A 19,559-nucleotide genomic window follows, 5' to 3' on the forward strand; every position below is an offset into this window, starting at 1 on the left:
GACTGAGGCCCTGTGCCCGGCGGCCTGTCCGGCGGCTAGGAGAGCACGTCCTTGGTGATGAACCTGCCGTAGGCCAGCGCGCCGAAGACGGCGACGTAGCCACCCTGGAGGAGGGCATTGACGGCAAAGGAGTCCCAGGAAACCGGCTGCCGGAGGAGATCACCAAAGTCCAGCCAGTAGTGGCTGAACAGCCAGGGATGCAGCCACTCGAGCTGCGGCAGCGCGTCCAGGACCTGCGCGACGACCGAAAGCACCACAGTGGCCGCCATGGCCCCCACCGGAACGTCGGTCAGGGTGGAGATGAACAGGCCTATCGCTGACAACCCCAGCAGCGAAACCGCCAGATAAGCGGCGATCAGCAGGAGCCGGACCATGGCCTCGCCGGTGCCGATCGTGTCGCCGGACAACAAGGTCACCGGCCCCACGGGGAAGAGTGCCACGCCGATTCCGGCCCCGGTCAGGGCCACGACGAGCGGGGCAACGACAACGAACACAGCCGCCCCGGCATATTTGACGATCAGTAAGCGGATCCGCCCGGCGGGAGCCACCAGCAGGTACCGCAGGGTTCCCTGCCCGGCCTCGCCGGCGATCGTGTCTCCGGCCACGACGCCGACGGTAAGGGGCAGGAACAGCGGAACGGAGACCACCATGGCCGTGACGCCTACGAACAGGCCGTTCTGGGCGATCCGGTCCAGGAAGGCCGGCCCGCGGCCCGGCTGCACGGCCGAGGAGACCCGCACCGCCACCGCGATCAGGATCGGGATGGCCGCCAGCGCGCACAACATGGCCCACGTCCTGCGGCGGCGGAAAAGCACCCCGAGCTCGGACGCCAGCAGTCCGCGAGTCAGGGACCCGCGCCGGACCGGCGGTGCGCCTGCCCCGCCGTCGCCGGCGGCGGCACCGGGCGTTCCGCTGCGGCCCGCCACCGGGGCGGCCGTTGGGCCGGCTGATGGATCGCCCAAGGATGGGCTGTCACTGGACAACGTCGAACCCCTCCCCCGTCAATGCCACAAAGCGGTCCTCAAGGCTGGCCTGCTCGGTGGCGAAGCCGCGGACCCGCACCCCCGCCGCCACAAGGGCAGCCACCACGGCTTCCGGCTGTACGGCCTGCCGTTCCACGGCCTGGGCCGGTCCCCCGTCTTCCCGGGCGGCTGCACCTGGCGGAGCCGCAGCCGGAGCCTCAGGCAGAGACGCGAACAAGGCCGCGTCCGTGCCGGAGCCGGCGGCACCGGAACCAGCGCCACCGGAAGTACGGCCGTCGGTACTCAGGGTTGCGGTCAAGCCCAGGCCGGCCAGCACCTGCGCCGCGGTACCCGGATCCGGGGTCAGCACGCGGATCCGTGCCTGGCCCGCCCCGCGCAGTTCCGCCAGGGTTCCCTGCGCCACAAGCCGGCCCGCGCTCATGATGGCCGCATGCGTGCAGATCTGCTCGACCTCGGCCAGCAGGTGGCTGGAGACGAACACCGTGGCGCCGTCCGCCGCGAGCGATCGCACCAGGTTCCGCACCTCACGGGTGCCCTGGGGATCCAGTCCGTTGGTGGGCTCGTCCAGCACCAGCAGGTCCCGCGGGGCGAGCAGGGCGTTGGCGATCCCCAGACGCTGCTTCATCCCTAGCGAATAGGCCCGGACCAATTTGTCTGCGGCGTGCGTCAAACCCACCCGTTCCAGGGCTGACTGGACGCGGGCACGCCGAGTCGCGGCCGAACCGTAGGGGTCCGCGGCGTCCATGCGGCGCAGATTGGCGGCGCCGGAGAGGAACGGGTAGAACGCCGGTCCCTCCACCAGCGCCCCGACCCGGGGAAGCACGTCACCCAGTTGCCGGGGCATCTCCTCGCCCAGGACGCGCATGGAGCCGCCGGTGGCCGTGGCCAGGCCGAGCAGGAGCCTGATGGTGGTGGTCTTCCCCGAGCCGTTCGGGCCCAGGAAACCAAAGACCGCGCCTTTCGGCACGGCCAGGTCGACGCCGTCGACAGCCAACTGCTGGCCGAACCGTTTAGTCAGGCCCCTGGTCTCAATGCTCAGCTCGGCCCCCGGCCCGGCGGCGCTCACGCCGCCGTCACCGGACAGCCGCCGGATACCGGCCCCGGTATTCACGTCTGCGCGGCTCACTTCTGCAAGGCAGCGGCCTGGAGCCGCTCCACCGGCACGGAGCCGGCGACCACCTGACCGTCGTCGAGCACCAACACGTTCACCAGCGCAGTGGACAAGAGCCGGCCGCCCTGGACCGGTACGGTGGCCTGTTCGAGCAGGGCCGTGGCGTCCGACGCCGGTCCGGCCGTTCCCGCCGGGAACTCAACCACCGTGTCCCAGCCGGAGCCGGTGACGGCCGGCTTGCGGGCGGCGTCCTTGGCTGCCGGCGCCGTGGGCTTCCCGGCGTCGTTTCCGTGCTTGTGCTCCCTCAGCGGGATCTCCTGGACCGTGGCGCCCGGCGGCGGGCTGAACGTGAAGACCGATGCGTCGGGGGCTCCGAGGGTCAGGCTCGTATAGGCGACGCGGAAGGCGGGATCCGACTCCCCGCGGGCCTTGATCTCGACGCCCAGCGGCAGCCCGGTCTGGCCGTCAACGGCTACTGCAATGGACCCGACCAGCGTCGCATCGGACTTCGGCGTGAGCACCAGGTTGTAGGCGGCCCGGCCGGCTACCTGGACATCGGCGCCCACCGCCACGTCCGTGCCCGGTTCGATCTTGGCCAAAAGCATCGCCGCGAGCTGGTCGGGGGTAGCCGTGACATCACTGCCGTAGCTGGGTTGGCCGGTGGCATCGGCGTCGTCGGCCGGGAGCCGGACATGGGCGGCCGTGTTGTCCTTGGAGTTGTAGAACCAAACGTCGTTGCCGTGCCGGACGGCGTTGCGTTCGGCCAGCCGGTCCATCACCTGGATGCGGGCGTTGTCCGGGCCGTCGCGATAAACGCGCGCGGTGTGCGGACCTGTCAGCAGTTCGAGCCATGCCGTGCTTGACGCGCCCGGGCCGGTACCGGTCTTGGGCAGCTCAGGAAGCCCGAGCTCAGAGGACTGTTCCAGGGTTCCGGAGAGGGCCGGCTCGCGGTGCTGGGCGATAAGCTGCAGCACCTGCTCCGGCGTCTTTGGCGGCAGGGGATCCCCGGCGCTGGCGGGCAGGGATCCGGCCAGCGCGCCGGCGGCAATGACGGCAGGAACGGCGACGGCGGGCAGCCAGCGCAGCCACTTGCGGGTCATCGTGACCGCGCCCCGGGAAGAGATGTTCCAAATGTCCGCGCCTGAGGAATGCGCGCTTCAGTGCAGCTCATAGGTCAACAGTACGCCTGGCCCCGGCAGCCCGGTTATCCTACTTGAGGACATTCAAGGTGAGCTCCACTGAGCCGAGCAGGAGCGCAAGCACCGAGGTGCCCAGGCCCGCCACGAGCAGCAGCCCGGGATGGGCCAGGCCCACCACCACCCGCCTTATCCGCGGCCTGTCCCGGAGGAACTTCTTGGGCACGGTGCCGGGTTCCGGTGTTTGTTTCCAGCCCCGGAGCCTGCGCAGGAACCAGGCGCAGCGGATGATGAAGGCCAGCCACAGCACGGAGACCACCAGCGGGATCCCGGCCAGCAGGAGGTTGAAGCCCACCGCGGTGACCTCGCGTTCGGACTCGCCAACGAGCGACTGGACCGTGGTTGAGATCGAGGCGCTCATGACCACGGATACGCCCCACACGAGGAAGGCGGCGATCAGGGCAAGGAAGCGGACAAAGAAGTGGCCCAGGACCGAGTCCCGGTGCGGTTTCAGGTAGCGGCGCGGGGTGGCGTGCAGCAGGGCCAGGCTTGCCAGCAGCGTCGGCAGGGCGGCCAGGCCGACCAGCACATACCAGGACCAGCCGGCCAGATCCAGGAATTCGTCGGCCACGATCAGCGCTGCCCAGAATCCCGTCCACGCCCAGCCGGCCGTCAACGGATGCCCCACGAGCCATGCCGGCAGCCACGCGTCCCGGTCCGCGGGCGCGGGTGTTCCGGTCCCGGGTGTTCCGGACGCGGGGCTTTCGGGCGGCCGGGTATCAGGCGCCGGGGCGTCCGCCGCGGGCATTCTGGCGGTCCCGGGCTCCTGGCCCTCGGAACCGCGCACTTCGCTCATGGCCCCACTGTAGCGAGCCGGCCGACCGGATGGTGTGGCGCCCGCCGCCGCTTGCAGCCCGGCACTACCTGGCTGGCGTCACGGTGCCGGCGGCGTCGCCGGCGTCACGGTGCCGGCGGCGCCGTCGACCGTGATGCTGTGGCCCGTGGCGATCCTCGCCGTCGCGTCGGGGACCCCCACCACGGCGGGGATCCCGTATTCCCGTGCGACGACGGCGCCGTGGGAGTTGGGCCCGCCCATTTCCATCACGAGGCCGCCGGCCGTCAGGAACAAGGGCGTCCAGCCCGGATCCGTGGACGGCGCCACGAGGATCTCGCCCGGTTCCAAGTGCGCGCCCTCGGGGTCCAGGATCACACGTGCCCGGGCCGTGACGATGCCGGCCGAGGCCGGCGTCCCGGAGAGCCGCCCCGCGCCGCCGTCAGAACCCGCCGGGCCCCGTCCGCCGGCTCCAGACTGAGCAGCGCCGGTCAGCCCTGCGTTGGTCTGCACGGCCTCGGGCTCGGTGCCGTCCGAGAGCAGCACGCGGGGAATGTGCCGGCGGCCCAGTTCAGCCGCGTACGCTTCCCGGCGCTGCGTCACGAGCCCCTGCAGCGCGGCGCCGCCGAGTCCCCGGTGCGCGTCGGTTAGGTCAACGAAGAAGATATCGTCAGCCGCATCGATGGCCCCGGCCGCAGCGAGTTCGGCCCCGACGGCCGCAAGCTGCTGCCGGACGGCGCCGAGCGCTTCCACGAGGTGGTACTTGGGCAGCTCACGCAGCCCGGCGAACATCCGGGTCCGCCGCAGCGCGGCCCGCACGAGTGCACCGCGAAGGCGGCTGCGCTGCCCCGCCGCGGCCACAAGCCGCGCTACCTGCGCTTCCGCCTCGCGGGCCGCCTTGCCGAACTGCCGGTCCGGGGCGAGCGCAGGATCATCCATGCGCAGATAGTTGGCCAGGACCCCGAGGATGTGGGTCGGGTCGTCAGACCAGCGGGGCATTCCGACGTCGATCTCCGCCACGGCACGGTGGCCGTACCGGCCCAGGAACTCCGACAGCCCCGATTGCACGACGCCGGGAAGATCCGCCGCCCGGTACCTCCGGGCTATCTCGGGCAATGTGGCTTCCCCGAACACCGCCGCGGACGCCGGGTCGTTGCGGATGGCGGTAGCCAGCGACCAGAGCTCCAGGTCCATTTCGGTGGTCACGTTGTTGGGCAGGCCCCGCAGGACTTCCTGCAGCGTCCCGTTCCCCGGGTTCCCGGCGAGTTTTCCGGCCAGGGCCAGCAAAGCGAACCCCAGGGCGGGCAGCGGCATGATCGCGGGAACCACGGGAAAGAGAGCGTGGCCGAGGATCCGCTCGACATGGTCCAGGCGCTGCGTGGCGGTGGCGCCGGCAGGCACAGCTAGTGCGGCCCGGAGCTGATCGCCCACACGGTCGGCCCGGCGCAGTGCCTCCTCGGGCCGGATGAGGCCGCGGATCAAGGTCTCCGGGACTTTCGCCCGCGCCGCCACGGGGGCGACGTGGCGAAGGAGCGGCCACGGCGATTTTGTGGTGACGGAGAACCTGGGATCAGCGAAAAGGTTGCGCAGCACGGCGGCCGAGCGCGCCTCCATGACGTCGAATACCCGGGGGACGATCGCGCGCCCGGTCTGGCTCCGGACCACCGGTGTGAGATCGAAGAAGATACGCTGACCGGCCTCCGCGAACGGTGCGGGCCCGTCACGGGGCACCGGCACCGGGAAATGCGCCGCCCCCGCAACCGCGGACGCAATCAGCCGGATGCCGGCGAGGCCCATCGGAGTGAGGGGCCTGGTCAGCCCCTGGGCCAGGCTGAAGCACAAATAGACGCGTGGCGCCGGCCCTGAGGGAGGCCTGTCCGGCATCGGATAGAGCGTGGTGATGGGCCTGGACTGCGTCAGCCACACGGCACCGTCCCGGCCGATGGCCCATTCAAGGTCCTGCGGGGAGCCGAAGTGCACCTCCGCGCGGCGGCCCAGGAGCTCAAGCGCGGCCAGCTGGGCATCGTCCAGACTGGGCGCCGATCCTGCGTCCGGTTGCGCCACCCGCTCGGTGCCGCCACCGAGCAGGGGACGGATGAGCATGCCCTTGTCCCCAATTCGCCGCTCGAGGATCCGTCCCGTGGCGCCGTCGAGCACGAAGTGGTCAGGGTTGACCGCCCCGGACACCACGGCCTCGCCCAGCCCCGGACTGGCGTCGATGACGGCCTCGTGCCGCCGGCCGGTCACGGGATTGGCCGTGAACAGCACCCCGGCCACGGCCGCGTCCACCATGCGCTGGACGACCACGGCGAGGGACACCGCGGAGGGCTCGATCCCCTGCACCGCCCGGTACGCCACCGCGCGGTCTGTCCACAGCGAGGCCCAGCACCGGCGGACGGCAGCCAGCACGGCATCCGCGCCGACCACGTTCAGGAACGTGTCCTGCTGGCCGGCGAAACTGGCGAACGGCAGGTCTTCGGCGGTCGCGGAGGACCGCACCGCGACTGCGGTGTCCGTGCCCAGCGCCGCATAGGCGGCGCGCACGGCGGCGTCGGTGCCGGCGGGGACGTCGGCGTCGAGCACCAGCGCGCGGGCCGTCGCGGCGAGCGAAGCCAGCCCCGCAAGGTCATCGGGGGCTGTTGCGGCGAGGGAACGGTGCACGTCCGCAAGCGCCGGGGACGCCGTGGCGTCCAGGTAGGCCCGGGTCGTCAGGCAGAAGCCGGCGGGTACCGGAAGGCCGGCGCGTGCCAGCTCGCCCAGGTTGGCCGCCTTGCCGCCGACCGTGGCCAGCATGTCCGGGCCAAGGCATTCAAGGGCCAGGACCGGCCCGCCCTCGGCAGGGTCCGGCGTCCCGGGGTGCTCCATTCGCAAACCGTCCCTCCGACGCCGGGTCCGTGGCCCCGGATCCTAGGAGTCGCCGAGCATCGGGCCGAAGCTGGCCCTGTCCGCCAGCCGGGGGTCGTCGCGGTCCGGCACCACCATGACCGGACCCTTGGAGTGGTGGAGGACGCCGTCGGACGTTGAGCCCAGCAGCATCCCGGTGAAACCGCCGCGCCCGCGGGTGCCGACCACCACGAGCTCCACGTGCCGGCTGGCGTCGACGAGGATGTCGACGGGCGAGCCGTCCAGGAGCTGGGTCTCCACCTGCAGGGCCGGGAAGTGGCTCCGCAGCCAGGCCACGCCGGCGTCGAGCTGGACCTTGATGTCGGCGAACAGCGCATCCCGGTCCATTGGTGTGGGCACCCACGCCAGCGAGCCGGTGTACTGCGGCACGGCGCACACAACGCGCAGCCGGGCGGAGAGCCGCTCGGCTTGGGCTGCAGCCTCCAGCACCGCGACGCGGGCCTGCTCCGAGCCGTCGACGCCGACCACCACGACGTTCTCGATCGGCTGGTAGCCCAGCTTCGCCCGTTCGGCGAGGACATGCTTGTCGTCAGTGGTTTCGCCCAGGCGGTCCGCGCAGATCAGCGGCACAGTCACGGTGGGGCACTTCGAGTGGGCGGGCAGCGCGCTGCTGACGGAGCCGAGCAGCCGGCCCACAAAGCCGCCCCGGCCGCGGGTGCCGAAGACCAGAAGCTCCGCGGTTTCGCTGATCTCCAGCAGCACGCCGGACGCGTCCCCGTTTTCGACGGACGCGTCGACGTCGATGTTGTAAAACGCGATCTTGTCCATGGCGTGCTTGAGGATGGCCTCGGCGCCCTCGCGGATCACGGAGTCGTCCACCGTGGCGTAGCCGCCGTCGAGCCCGGAAGCGGCGAAGATCGGAACGGAATAGGCGGTCACGATGTGCAGGGGGCGGCGACGGCGCTCAGCCTCGCGAGCCGCCCACACCAGGGCGCAGTGGCTGTGGTCCGAGCCATCCACTCCCACAACGATTCCCCGGGGAGGCGCCGGCTCGCCACCGGTCTCCCATGCCGGGTCCGGATGCACCTGTTCACGGCCCATTGGGTCCGCCTCCTCGCGATTCTTGCCTGATGTTGCGGCTATTCTGCCAGAAGTACCGCCGCCCGGCGTCCACCGGCGAGACGACCCGGAATCTGCGCGCAAGAACCCCTGTTTTTCCTCACTATTCTCGGTTAATTGCGAACATTCAAGACGGCGGCCGGGCGTCCCTGGCGGGCCGCGCCCGAAGGATTTACGCAGAGTTAACACGCCGTTTCGTAGCCCGGAATCCCGGGCCTTCGGGACGGTTTCCGCAGGATCCCGAGCACGGAAACCGCCGAAATCCGGGACTACAGCCAATGTCCTACCTCCTCTATCCACGGGCGGGAATCTTAGGTATCCTTCGAGGCATTGCTGAACCGAGACTGGTATTTCAGAAAGCAGCCGCTGGGCTGTGGAACCAGGCTAGGTTGGCGTCCGGGGTTTCCCCCGCGACTGGCACCATTTCAAGGAGGTACCCTGCAGTGTCGAGCATGCCTTTGTACGGCGGGATCGAGCGGACCACCGCCGTAGTGATCGGGACGGGGCTCTCCGGCCTGGCTGTAGCCAGCGAGCTCCAACGCCGGGGTGTTGCATCCATCATTGTGGACGGGCTCGACCTCCTGGGTGCCGGCCATCCGGCCAACACCTCCTCCCTCCAGCGCTGCGACGCGGCGGACGCCGCCAGCCTGAGGGAGCGCAACGAAATCCTGCGGCACCTGCGCAACTACGCCGCAAGCCACAAGCTCGACGTTCGGAACAACATCCGTGCCCTGCAGCTGGATCTCCTCGAGACCGGTCCGGAGGGGTTACCTACGGAGAAGTGGGCCGTCCAGACCCCGGGCGGCGTCCTTCTGGCCGATCACCTTGTCCTGACCCGCTGCGCCCACAGCCAGCTGCGCCGCATGCTCTCTGACCTGGGCATGGCAGCCGGGCAGAACCTCATGGCGGCGATGCATGCCCTCGGGATGTACCTCGTGGGGGTGGGCGAGCTTATTACCCCGACGCCCAAGGAAGTCCTGCGCCAGGCCAAGGTGGTGGGACAGGCGATCTCCGCCAAGGTCCACCCGAACGGGGTCCCCATGCTGCTGCCTGGCGGCTTTGCCCTGGCCGCCCCCGCCTAGCAACGCGGGGTCGTCGCGCTGGCTTGGGTCAGCCCTCGGTGTCGTTGCCCTCGTCCGGTGTGAGGCGGCGTTTGGCCATCAGGCCCAGGGCCACCAGGATGCCGACCCCCACGGCGACGAAGACCATGACGCTCCAGGGAAACTGCTCCGACCCGGCCGGCGAAGGGGCGGCCGCCGGCGTGGTGCCGGGTTGGGCGGTGCCCATCGTGGGGACCGCGGCAGCCGCCGTCGTGCCCGCTGCAGCGGCCGTCGCGGTGAAGGTGAAGCTGCCCTCGATCGGGTGGCCGTCGGAACTGGCCACCCGCCAGTGCACGGTGTACTGCCCTGCAGGGGCGCCGGACTTCAGCTTCTGCGCGGCGACGTTGTCCACGATCTGCACCGGCCCGTCCGACCAGTTGGCGCCCGTGGCGTCGTTGACCAGGATCTGCGAGCCCAGGGCGAGCGGATTGTGGTTGAACGTGACCGAGACCTGCTCCGGCGGTGCCGCGACGGTTGCTCCGGTGGCCGGGCTGGTGGACTCCGCGGTATCGTGCGCCGACGCCGGGCTCACGGCTCCGAGCAGGACGGCCGCGAGGACGACGGCGCCCAGCAGGGCACTGCGAAGCTGTCGGATGAGGCGCATGGGCAGGCTACTCCTAGTGTTGGCTTCCTTACAGACTAGGCGAAAACGCAGGGTTGGCCGCCGGGCGCCAAATAGGATTTAGGCAACACCCATCACTCCCGGAGGACTAATGCAAGACCTAATGCTCAAGCAGGGCTCCGCACTCGACCGGTATTTCAAGATATCCGAGCGGGGGTCGAACGTCTCGCGCGAAATCCGCGGAGGGTTCGCCACGTTCTTCGCCATGAGCTACATCGTGGTGCTGAATCCGCTGATCCTCTCCGGGCCTGACTCCACGGGCGCGACGCTGGGCTTCCCCGCCGTCGCCGCCGTAACCGCGTTCGTGGCCGGCATCCTGACAATCCTCATGGGCGCGTGGGCCAAGCATCCCTTCGCACTTGCCACCGGGCTCGGCGTCAACGCGTTCGTCGCCGTCACGGTGGCCACGAACCCGGGCCTTAGCTGGCCGGACATGATGGGCCTGGTGATGCTCTCGGGCATCACCATGCTGATTCTGGTCCTCACCGGTTTCCGGACGGCTGTGTTCAAGGCCGTTCCCGAGGGGCTGAAGACCGCGATCGTGGTGGGCATCGGCCTGTTCATCGCCCTGATCGGTCTGGTCAACGCGGGCTTCGTGCGCCGCATCCCGGATGTCGCCGGCACCATCGTTCCGGTCGGCCTGGGTTTCGACGGCAAGCTCCTGGGCTGGCCCACCTTCGTGTTCGTCTTCGGCCTGGTCCTGACCATCGCCCTGGTGGTCCGCAAGGTCAAGGGCGCCATCCTGATCGGCATCGTCGCCTCGACAATCCTGTCCGTGATCCTCGAATCCATCCTGCACATCGGGCCCAGCTTTGACGGCAAGAACCACAACCCGCAGGGCTGGTCCCTCGTGGCCCCGCAGTTCTCCGAGTGGGCGGCCCCGGACCTGTCCCTGATCGGCAAGGCCAACCCCTTCGGCGCCTTTGAGCACCTCGGCTTCGTCGCGGCGACGCTGCTGGCGTTCGTGATCCTGCTCAGCATCTTCTTCGATGCCATGGGCACGATGGTGGGCCTGGCCACCGAGGCCGGCACCATCGACAAGGACGGCAACATCCCCGACGTCGACCGCGTGCTGCAGGTCGACGCCCTGGGCGCGATCATCGGCGGCGGCGCCTCCGTCTCCTCGAACCAGATCTACGTCGAGTCCGGTGCCGGCATCGGCGAAGGCGCACGCACCGGCCTGGCATCGGTCGTCACCGGTCTGCTGTTCCTCGTGGCGATGTTCTTCACCCCGCTGATCAACCTCGTGCCGTTCGAGGCCGTGGCCCCCGCGCTCGTGATCGTGGGCTTCATGATGGTCTCGCAGGTGGGCAAAATCGACTGGCAGGACTGGGGCATCGCGATCCCGGCCTTCCTGACGTTCACCCTCATGCCGTTCACCTACTCGATCGCCAACGGCCTGGGCGCGGGCTTCATCACTTTCGTGCTGATCCGGCTGTTCGAGGGCCGGGCCCGCGAGGTGCACCCGCTGATGTGGGCCGTGGCTGCGGCCTTCCTGCTGTTCTTCGCGATCGGTCCGATCGAGGCGGCCCTCGGGTTGCACTAGGGCCTGCTCTTCCCGCGATCCCGTCCGCTCCCGTCCGCCGAGACGGCAGGTCACGGCAGTGTTTCCTGAAAACATTGCCGTGAAATGCCGTCTCGGCGGTGTTTAAGAGCAGTTTCCGGGATTCCGGACAGTCTGACGGCGGCGCCGCTGGTCTTCCGGCCCGGGCTGCGGTGAGCTAGGGGCATGGTTTCTCCCGCGCTCCCCGTTGATGTCCCGTCCCAGCCCTGGACCGGCCGGTTCGACGGCGACGGCGACGAGCATCGGCGCTGGTGGCAGGCGGTGACCCCCTACGCTCCCCGCACCGTTCCGGCGGGTTCCCCTGATGCGCGCCCCGCCGTCATCCTCGGCTTCGGCAGCGACGCCGGGGTGCGGCGCAACAAGGGCCGCACCGGCGCCGCGACCGCCCCCGCCGCCATCCGGGCCGCCCTCGGCCCGCTCGCGTTCCACCTCTCGCGGGATGTTCACGACGCCGGCGACGTCACCGTGGCCGGGGACGCGCTGGAGGCAGGACAGGCACGTGCCGGGCTCGCCATCACCAGGCTGCTCGACGCCGGCCAGCTTCCCGTGGTGTTGGGCGGCGGCCATGAGACCGCCTTTGCCAGCTATCTCGGCGTGGCCGGGTCAGCCGCCGTGCGCGAGGGCCTGAGCGTCGGGGTGCTGAACCTCGACGCGCACTTCGACCTCCGCGATGAGCCCGTGCCCAGCTCCGGCACTCCGTTCCTGCAGATGGCCCGCGCGGAAGCCGCCGCCGGCCGCGAACTGCGCTACGCCGTCGTCGGGATTTCCGAGCCGAACAACACCCGGGCGCTGTTCCGGACGGCAAAGGAACTCGGCGTGGACTACCTGCTGGACGAGGACTGCTCGGCGGAGGCCGCGCACGCGTTTGTGGCGGCCTTCCTGGCGCAGGTGGACGCGTTGTACCTGACCATCGATCTGGACGTGCTGCCGGCCTCTGTGGCCCCGGGGGTGAGCGCTCCTGCTGCCTATGGTGTCCCGCTGCCGGTGATCAGTGCCGTGTGCCGGCAGGTGGCCGCGAGCGGGAAGCTCCTGCATCTGGATATCGCCGAGCTGAACCCGGAGTTTGATATCGACGGCCGCACCGCCAAAGTGGCCGCACGGCTGGTCAATACGCTGCTGGCGTAGGCGGGGCCCGGAGGCGTCGCTCCGGCCCCGCGGGGATGGACTGCCTGCCCCGCGCCAGCCATCATGAAAATAGGCGCGAGGTTTCGGCGACCGCAGCAGCACGGCCTCTCCTTGCGCGATGGAGGCGCAGCGCAATGTCCCCAGAATCCGGCCCTGCCGACGCCCAGGACACGTTCCTGACGGACTACTACGAGCATGTGGCCGACGACGACATCCGGAACTACACTGCTGAATCGCTCCGGAACCGTGCGGAATACCATCGGTCTCTGGCCGCAACCCGGGGCCCGGGCCAGTCCGTCATCGGAGTGCTGAGTGAAACCGACGCCAGCGTCGTGGCAATCGTGGCTGAGGACATGCCGTATCTACTTCCCTCCATCACGGCGGCACTCGCCCGTGACAATACCGCCATACGCTCGCTGGTCCACCCCACCTTCACTGTTGGCAGGGCCCGCGGGACGAACGAGCTCGTGGACATCCAGCCGGTACCGTTGCGCACTGCTTTGCCGGTGGGGAACGAGCCTTTCGCGATGCCGTCGCCGCCTGAATCCAATGGAGATTTGCCCCGCACGGAGGCCTGGATCGCCGTCGAAATCGCCAGACTGCCGGATCAGGCCAGCGCCGATCGGCTCATTCTCAATCTCCAGGCGGTCCTGGCCGATGTTCGGGCGGCCGCAGAGGATTCCGCAGCCATCCATCGGCACGTGGCCGAGGAAGTTGCCGCCCTGGATGCCAATGCCGCTGCGGCCACCGCTGCGGATGCAGTGGACGTAACAGCGCAGGAGTCCAAGGACTTGCTGCGCTGGCTGGACGACGGCAACTTCGTGTTCCTCGGGTACCGCGGGTATGACATAGTGGCCGACGGGATGCCGGTCCTCGCGGCGCAGCCGGGGCCCGGCCTCGGGCTCCTCCGGCACCGGGAGCAGAGCCGGCCGCTGCAAGGTTCCGCCAAGCCGGGGCCCCGGGGTCCGGCCTTGGCCCTCACGAAAGCAGGCATCCGTTCCACAGTCCTCCGGGACGCTTACTTGGACGAAGTCAGCCTCCTGAGGTTTGACAGGGCCGGCAACCCTGCCGGGGAAGTGTGCTTTGTTGGCCTTTTCGCCCTCAGCGCTGCAAGCCGGTCCGTGCAACAGACCCCGGTCATCCGGGACAAGGTGGCCTCGGTACTGGACCGCTTCGGATCCCCGCCCGGGTCCCATGCCGGCAAGGAACTGCTGGCCGTCATCGAGGCCTATCCGCGCGACGAGCTCTTCCACATCGACGCAAACGAGCTGGCCAGCCATGCGCGCGAAATCCTGCGCCTCCAGGAACGCCACAGCACCCGGCTGTTCCTCAGGCCCGATTCCTATGGACGCTTCATGTCCGCCCTGGTATTCCTTCCCCGCAGCCGCTACAGCACGGCGGTCAGGCTCAACATCGAACGGGAACTGCGGGAGACTTTCAACTCGAAAGCCGTCGAGTTCGAACTTCGTCTCAGCGAATCGGCCATGGCCCGCGTGTTTTTCCGGATCCTGCTTCCGGGCGGAGGACGGCCTGCCGTCGACGCCTCAGCACTGGAGCTGCGCATCATTGCTGCCACGAGGTCATGGGCCGAGGGCTTGGACGAGGCTCTGCAGCACAGATTCCCCGCTGGCGACGCCGCCCGGCTGTCCGTGCAGTGGGCCCAGGCGTTTCCGGCCAGCTATAAGGCTGACTACGGGGCGGAGGACGCCGTCGAGGACATCATCAAATTCGAAAGCCTGGACGGGCCGGACGGCAGGAACCGCGATGACCCGCTGCTTTCTGTCTACGCACGCCCGGGGACTCCGGTGCTGGCCGAGGACGCCCGGATCCGCCTCTACCTGACACGGCCGCAGAGCCTGACCCAGATTCTGCCGTTCTTCCACAACCTGGGACTCGAGGTGCTCGACCAACGGCCCTTCGACGTCCGGCGTGCCGATGGCCGCACGTTCTTCCTCTACGACCTCGGGCTGAAATACCCCTCTGGCGTGGACCCCCTGGGCACCAGCGGGCTGCTTGCCGACTCGTTTTGCGCCGCCATGAGAGGAGACATCGAGTCCGACACCTTTGACGCACTGGTCATCAGGGAAGGAATCGGATGGCGCCAGACAGCCATCCTGCGCGGCTATGCGAAATACCTCCAACAACTCGGGACCACCAACTCCTACGGCTTCATGGCGGACACGCTGCGGGCGAATGTTCGGGCCACGCGCGCACTCCTAGCACTGTTCGAGGCAAAGTTTGATCCGGATCTCGATCAGCCAACCCGCCTCATCCACATGGACTCCGCCAGAAGTGAGCTGACGGCTGCCATTGACGCCGTGCCGGTCCTGGACGCCGACCGGCTCCTGCGTTCCTTCTCGAGTCTTGTCGAGGCCACCCTGCGCACCAATTACTTCCTGAACAAGCCCTACCTCAGCTTCAAGCTCGATCTCTCGGGCGTCCCGATCGCACCTGCCCCCCGGCCAAAATACGAAATCTGGGTCTATTCGCCCCGGGTTGAAGGGGTGCATCTGCGCTTTGGCGCCCTTGCCCGCGGCGGGCTTCGCTGGTCCGACCGCCGGGAGGACTTCCGGACGGAGGTCCTGGGCCTCGTGAAAGCGCAGACCGTCAAGAACGCTGTGATCGTGCCAACGGGTGCCAAGGGTGGTTTCTATCCGAAGCGGCTGCCCGACGCCGCCTCAGACCGGGCGGCGTGGCTCGCGGAGGGTAAGGAGAGCTACCGGATCTTCATCCGCGGCATGCTGGACATCACCGACAATCTGCTCACATCCCTCGACGGCGCCCACCGGTCCACCGAGCTGGTTGTGCCGCCCGAGCGGGTGGTCCGGCACGATGGCGATGACTACTACCTGGTTGTTGCCGCCGACAAGGGGACGGCCGCGTTCTCGGACATCGCCAACGCCTTGGCCCTCGAGTACGGATTCTGGCTCGGCGATGCCTTCGCCTCGGGCGGTTCGGTGGGCTATGACCACAAGCAGATGGGCATCACGGCACGCGGGGCCTGGGAGTCGGTCCGGCACCATTTCCGCGAGCTGCTCATCGACTCCACGGCCGAGGACTTCACGGTAGTGGGCATTGGCGACATGAGCGGTGACGTGTTCGGCAACGGAATGCTGCTGTCCCGCCACATCCTGCTGGTGGCGGCGTTCGACCACCGGCACATCTTCCTCGATCCAACCCCCGATCCGGCCGCCTCCTATGCGGAGCGGCAGCGGCTGTTCGGGCTTCCCCGTTCCTCCTGGGCCGACTACGACGTCTCGAAAATCAGCGCGGGCGGCGGCGTGTTCTCCCGGCTGGAGAAGTCGATCGAGATCACCGAAGCAGTACGCCTTGCACTGGGGCTGGAGCCGGGAACGACGGCGATGAGCCCACCGGAGCTGCTCAAGGCCGTCCTTCTGGCCCCTGTGGACCTGCTCTACAACGGAGGCATCGGCACGTACGTCAAGGCCTCCACCGAGACCCACGCGGACGTGGGAGACAAGGCCAACGATCCCATCCGTGTCAACGCCGTTCAGCTGAGGACCAGGATCATCGCCGAGGGCGGCAACCTTGGCATCACCCAGCGAGGCAGGATAGAGGCCGCACTGGGTGGGGTCCTGCTGAACACCGATGCGATCGACAACTCCGCCGGCGTGGACTGTTCGGACCACGAAGTGAACATCAAGATCTTCCTCGATCGGATGATCGCCGCGGGACGGATGTCCCCGGACGAAAGGACAGGCTTCCTGCACTCCCTTCAGGCGGAAGTCGGACGCCTGGTCTTGAAAACCAATGTGGACCAGAACGTTCTCCTCCTCAACGACCGCCAGCTGGTGCTTCAATGGAGCCCGAGCTTTGAGCGGACCATGGACTGGCTGGAGGCCGTGACGGATCTGGACAGGAACCTGGAGTGCCTGCCAAGCACAGAGCAACTGCACACCCGTCTGCAGACCGGCGCGGGCCTGACATCTCCGGAGCTCTCCGTGCTGGCCGCGTATGCCAAGATCGCGCTGGCCAGGGAGCTCACATCCAGCGGACTGGCCGATGACCCCTGGTTCTCCCAGACGCTGCACGACTACTTTCCGCGCCAGCTATCGGAGCGGTTCGGCGAGGAGCTGTCCACACATCCGCTGCGGCGGCAGATCGTGGCCACTGTCATTGCCAACGACATGATCAATCTGGGGGGCATTGCCTTCGCCTTCAGGGCCCTGGAGGAGACCACGGTGTCGGCGGCCGCTGTGGCCCGCGGCTTCGTGGTCATGCGCAAGATCTGGGACTTTGACTCAATCACCGAAGCCCTCGCACAGCTGCCGGCAAGCATCCCCAGCGAGCACGGGTGTGCGGTGGCACTCGACATGCGCCGCCTGCTGGACCGCTCGACACGGTGGTATGTCAACCACGATTTCCGGGACAAGCCGATCGCCGATGCGCTGGTCCGGCTCGAGCCGCCCATGTCGGTTCTGCGCCCAAAGTTCAGCAGCTTCCTTCATGGCGTGAATCTGCAGCATGCGGTGATCCGGCTGGCCCACACCGACGCCGTCGGCCTGCCCCATGAATTGGGCGTGCGTGCCTCCGAGATCCTGGTCAACTACGGTCTTCTGGACATCTCCGCCATCTCGGAAGAACTCCAAGAGCCCGTCGACGCCGTGGCCGAAGTGTACTTTGCCGTCTTCGAGCGGATCTCGGCGGTCCCCATTCTTGAACACATCACGGCGTTGCCGCGGGAAACGCACTGGGAGGCCCTCGCGCGGGCGGCGCTTCGGGACGACTTGTATTTGGTCCTTGCCGGCATGACGAAGGCTGTCGTGCGGAATACTCCACGCCCCTCCGCCCCCGGAGCCGATCCAGTGGAGCGCATCGTCGCCTGGGAGCGCGAAAACATCGAACAACTCGGCAGGATCCAGGAAACCATCAAGGAGGCCATCAAACCGGGCCCTGTGGACATCGCCGCATTGTCCGTGGCGGTCAAGCTGTTGCGGGCCGTGGTCAGCCGCTAGGCAGCACCGCGCAGACAAAAAGACGGGGCTAATTCGCAAAACCACACCACCCTGGTGCGGAACGGCGAATTAGCCCCGGTTTTCTGCTGGACTGTTGAACCTAGCTGCGGCGGACCTGCACGCCGTCGGACTGCAGGAAAAGCTGTGTCTCGGACGGCCCGGCGGGGACCAACCAGAGCACATTTCCGCTCACTGAGACTTCTTCGACCTCACCGGCCGCAATGACCTGAGCGTGCTTGACGATTTCGACCCGTTCGCCGACCCGGAGGCCGCTCCAGTCGGAAACCGTAGCTGCGGATGCAAGGCGCCTGGACAGTACCGTGCCGCGTGCTTTCATAGAACTCTTACCCCTTTGTATGTGTTCTTGGCCACAACTTCGTTGGTGTGGACTTTCCATTTGTACTACAGTTCCCGGGCCCCCGCCTTCCGTGTCGCCAAAGATTTCGGGGACGCCGGGAATTATTCAGCTGCAGTGCACTTTGTTTCTTCTCAGGCGAGATTTCCGACGGCGGATTCGGCCGCCGCCCGGACCTTGCCCGACGCCACCAGGGCGTCCGCCGCTTCAAGCTCGGGCGACAGGAACCGGTCGGTGCCCGGACCGTCGACGACGTCGCGCAGCGCGGCGATCACGGCCGTGCCCGCAGGACCCGGGGTAAGTTCGCCGCCGGAGAGCTGGGTGCGGATGTCCAGTGCCCGGGCCGAGGTCACGAGTTCGATCGCCAGGACGCGGCGCAGGTTCTCCACCGCGCGGCGGAGCTTGCGGGCCGCGTGCCAGCCCATGGAGACATGGTCCTCCTGCATCGCCGAGCTCGGGATCGAGTCCACCGACGCCGGGACGGCCAGCCGCTTGTTGTCCGAAACCAGCCCGGCCTGCGTGTACTGGGCGATCATGAGGCCCGAGTCGACGCCGGGGTCCGAGGCCAGGAAGGCCGGCAGCCCGTGCGAGCGGGCCGGGTCCAGCATCCGGTCGGTCCGGCGCTCGGCGATGGAGCTCAGGTCCGCGACGGCGATCGCGAGGAAGTCCAGCACATAGGCCACCGGGGCGCCGTGGAAGTTGCCGTTGGAGCTGACCCGGCCGTCGGGCAGGACCACCGGGTTGTCGATCGCGGCGGCCAGTTCGCGGGATGCCACCATGGCAGCGTGGTCCACGGTGTCGCGGACGGCGCCGGCCACCTGGGGTGCGCAGCGCAGCGAGTAGGCGTCCTGGACCTTGGTGTCATTGATCCGGTGCGAGGCCACGATCGGCGAGTTGGACAGCACGCGGAGCATGTTGTCCGCGGCGGCGGCCTGGCCCGGGTGCGGGCGCAGCGCTGCGTGCAGCTCGGGCAGGAACACCTGGTCAGTGCCGAGCAGGGCCTCGACGCTGAGCGCGGCGGTGATGTCCGCCGTCGTGAGCAGCTGGCGGATGTCCGCGATGGCCATCAGCAGCATGCCGAGCATGCCCTCGGTGCCGTTGACGAGGGCCAGGCCCTCCTTTTCGGCCAAGGTGACGGGTTCGATGCCGTGCGCGGCGAGGAGTTCGGCGACCGGGCGGCCGCCCTTGGTGCCATACAGTTCCCCGTCGGGGCCGGTGGCTTCGCCTTCGCCCATCAGGACCAGGGCGCAGTGGGACAGCGGCGCGAGGTCGCCCGAGCAGCCGAGGGAGCCGAATTCGCGGACCACCGGGGTGATGCCGGCGTTGAGCACATCCACCATGGTCTGCAGCACCACCGGGCGGACGCCGGTCCGGCCGGAGGCGAGGGTCTTGGCGCGCAGGAACATGATGCCGCGGACCACTTCGCGTTCCACGGCCGGGCCCATGCCGGCGGCGTGGCTGCGGATCAGGGATTTCTGCAGCTGGGTGCGCAGCTCGTTGGGGATGTGCCGGTTGGCCAGCGCCCCGAAGCCGGTGGAGATCCCGTAGGCGGGGACCTCGCTGTGGGCGAGGTCGTCGATGTGGGCGCGGACCTTGGCGACGGCGTCGAGGGCGTCCTGGGCGATGGTGACGTGGGCGTCGTGGCGGGCGACGGCGACGACGTCCTCGGGGGTGACGCCGCTGGAGCCGAGGGTGACGGTGAGCGGTGAGTGGGTGGTGACAGTCATTGATATCTACCTAAATCTGATAGTTGAGCCGGGCTCCCCCGCCGATTGCTCCGTAATGGCCCTTT

Annotated in this window: 13 protein-coding genes; 4 read left to right on the forward strand and 9 right to left on the reverse strand. The window is 68.6% G+C overall.

What is annotated here, in order from left to right; genetic code table 11:
• Positions 1-35 precede the first annotated feature (35 nt).
• From AC1DZQ_RS13120 to AC1DZQ_RS13145, 6 genes are all read right to left on the reverse strand, one after another.
• Positions 36-785 (reverse strand): ABC transporter permease, encoded by a 750-nt coding sequence (locus AC1DZQ_RS13120; protein ID WP_476964037.1) that lies wholly within the window; start codon positions 783-785, stop codon positions 36-38.
• Between the two features lie 187 nt (positions 786-972).
• Positions 973-2,049: an ABC transporter ATP-binding protein gene (locus tag AC1DZQ_RS13125; protein WP_476964038.1), complete on the reverse strand. Its 1,077-nt coding sequence runs from the start codon at positions 2,047-2,049 to the stop codon at positions 973-975.
• 56 nt (positions 2,050-2,105) lie between these two features.
• On the reverse strand, positions 2,106-3,194 hold the full coding sequence (locus AC1DZQ_RS13130) for a LolA family protein (RefSeq protein ID WP_476963940.1): 1,089 nt from the start codon (positions 3,192-3,194) through the stop codon (positions 2,106-2,108).
• A 109-nt stretch (positions 3,195-3,303) separates the two neighbouring features.
• A complete protein-coding gene (locus AC1DZQ_RS13135; protein WP_476963941.1) occupies positions 3,304-4,086 on the reverse strand; it encodes a hypothetical protein in 783 nt (260 codons plus the stop codon).
• A gap of 78 nt (positions 4,087-4,164) precedes the next feature.
• Positions 4,165-6,927, reverse strand: a complete 2,763-nt coding sequence (locus AC1DZQ_RS13140; protein WP_476963942.1) for a PEP/pyruvate-binding domain-containing protein — start codon at positions 6,925-6,927, stop codon at positions 4,165-4,167.
• Positions 6,928-6,969: 42 nt separating this feature from the next.
• Positions 6,970-8,007 carry a universal stress protein gene (locus AC1DZQ_RS13145; RefSeq protein WP_476963943.1) on the reverse strand — a complete coding sequence of 346 codons (1,038 nt, stop codon included), beginning with the start codon at positions 8,005-8,007 and terminating at the stop codon, positions 6,970-6,972.
• Between the two features lie 470 nt (positions 8,008-8,477).
• Here AC1DZQ_RS13145 and AC1DZQ_RS13150 point away from each other — a divergent pair, with 470 nt between their 5' ends.
• On the forward strand, positions 8,478-9,107 hold the full coding sequence (locus AC1DZQ_RS13150) for an FAD-binding protein (RefSeq protein WP_476964039.1): 630 nt from the start codon (positions 8,478-8,480) through the stop codon (positions 9,105-9,107).
• 28 nt (positions 9,108-9,135) lie between these two features.
• Here AC1DZQ_RS13150 and AC1DZQ_RS13155 read toward each other — a convergent pair whose 3' ends face one another.
• Positions 9,136-9,729, reverse strand: a complete 594-nt coding sequence (locus AC1DZQ_RS13155; RefSeq protein WP_476963944.1) for a copper resistance CopC family protein — start codon at positions 9,727-9,729, stop codon at positions 9,136-9,138.
• Between the two features lie 121 nt (positions 9,730-9,850).
• On the opposite strand from AC1DZQ_RS13155, the gene AC1DZQ_RS13160 reads away from it, so the two are divergent.
• From AC1DZQ_RS13160 to AC1DZQ_RS13170, 3 genes are all read left to right on the forward strand, one after another.
• Positions 9,851-11,293: an NCS2 family permease gene (locus AC1DZQ_RS13160; protein WP_476964040.1), complete on the forward strand. Its 1,443-nt coding sequence runs from the start codon at positions 9,851-9,853 to the stop codon at positions 11,291-11,293.
• A gap of 183 nt (positions 11,294-11,476) precedes the next feature.
• A complete protein-coding gene (gene hutG, locus AC1DZQ_RS13165; RefSeq protein ID WP_476963945.1) occupies positions 11,477-12,436 on the forward strand; it encodes a formimidoylglutamase in 960 nt (319 codons plus the stop codon).
• 134 nt (positions 12,437-12,570) lie between these two features.
• Positions 12,571-17,412 (forward strand): NAD-glutamate dehydrogenase, encoded by a 4,842-nt coding sequence (locus AC1DZQ_RS13170; RefSeq protein WP_476963946.1) that lies wholly within the window; start codon positions 12,571-12,573, stop codon positions 17,410-17,412.
• Positions 17,413-17,512: 100 nt separating this feature from the next.
• Here the strand turns inward: AC1DZQ_RS13170 and AC1DZQ_RS13175 are convergent, their stop codons facing one another.
• A complete protein-coding gene (locus tag AC1DZQ_RS13175) occupies positions 17,513-17,749 on the reverse strand; it encodes a hypothetical protein (protein WP_018774814.1) in 237 nt (78 codons plus the stop codon).
• A gap of 152 nt (positions 17,750-17,901) precedes the next feature.
• Positions 17,902-19,494 carry a histidine ammonia-lyase gene (gene hutH / locus AC1DZQ_RS13180; protein ID WP_476963947.1) on the reverse strand — a complete coding sequence of 531 codons (1,593 nt, stop codon included), beginning with the start codon at positions 19,492-19,494 and terminating at the stop codon, positions 17,902-17,904.
• Positions 19,495-19,559 lie beyond the last annotated feature (65 nt).

This window comes from Arthrobacter sp. P1_C12_2, assembly GCF_056406415.1.

Bases quoted from the DNA above. Each gene is read 5' to 3' on its own strand.
- AC1DZQ_RS13175 (WP_018774814.1), bottom strand. From the start codon at position 17,749: ATGAAAGCACGCGGCACGGTACTGTCCAGGCGCCTTGCATCCGCAGCT.
- AC1DZQ_RS13160 (WP_476964040.1), top strand. From the start codon at position 9,851: ATGCTCAAGCAGGGCTCCGCACTCGACCGGTATTTCAAGATATCCGAG.
- AC1DZQ_RS13150 (WP_476964039.1), top strand. From the start codon at position 8,478: ATGCCTTTGTACGGCGGGATCGAGCGGACCACCGCCGTAGTGATCGGG.
- hutG (WP_476963945.1), top strand. From the start codon at position 11,477: ATGGTTTCTCCCGCGCTCCCCGTTGATGTCCCGTCCCAGCCCTGGACC.
- AC1DZQ_RS13145 (WP_476963943.1), bottom strand. From the start codon at position 8,007: ATGGGCCGTGAACAGGTGCATCCGGACCCGGCATGGGAGACCGGTGGC.
- AC1DZQ_RS13140 (WP_476963942.1), bottom strand. From the start codon at position 6,927: ATGGAGCACCCCGGGACGCCGGACCCTGCCGAGGGCGGGCCGGTCCTG.
- hutH (WP_476963947.1), bottom strand. From the start codon at position 19,494: ATGACTGTCACCACCCACTCACCGCTCACCGTCACCCTCGGCTCCAGC.
- AC1DZQ_RS13155 (WP_476963944.1), bottom strand. From the start codon at position 9,729: ATGCGCCTCATCCGACAGCTTCGCAGTGCCCTGCTGGGCGCCGTCGTC.
- AC1DZQ_RS13170 (WP_476963946.1), top strand. From the start codon at position 12,571: ATGTCCCCAGAATCCGGCCCTGCCGACGCCCAGGACACGTTCCTGACG.
- AC1DZQ_RS13130 (WP_476963940.1), bottom strand. From the start codon at position 3,194: ATGACCCGCAAGTGGCTGCGCTGGCTGCCCGCCGTCGCCGTTCCTGCC.
- AC1DZQ_RS13135 (WP_476963941.1), bottom strand. From the start codon at position 4,086: ATGAGCGAAGTGCGCGGTTCCGAGGGCCAGGAGCCCGGGACCGCCAGA.
- AC1DZQ_RS13120 (WP_476964037.1), bottom strand. From the start codon at position 785: ATGTTGTGCGCGCTGGCGGCCATCCCGATCCTGATCGCGGTGGCGGTG.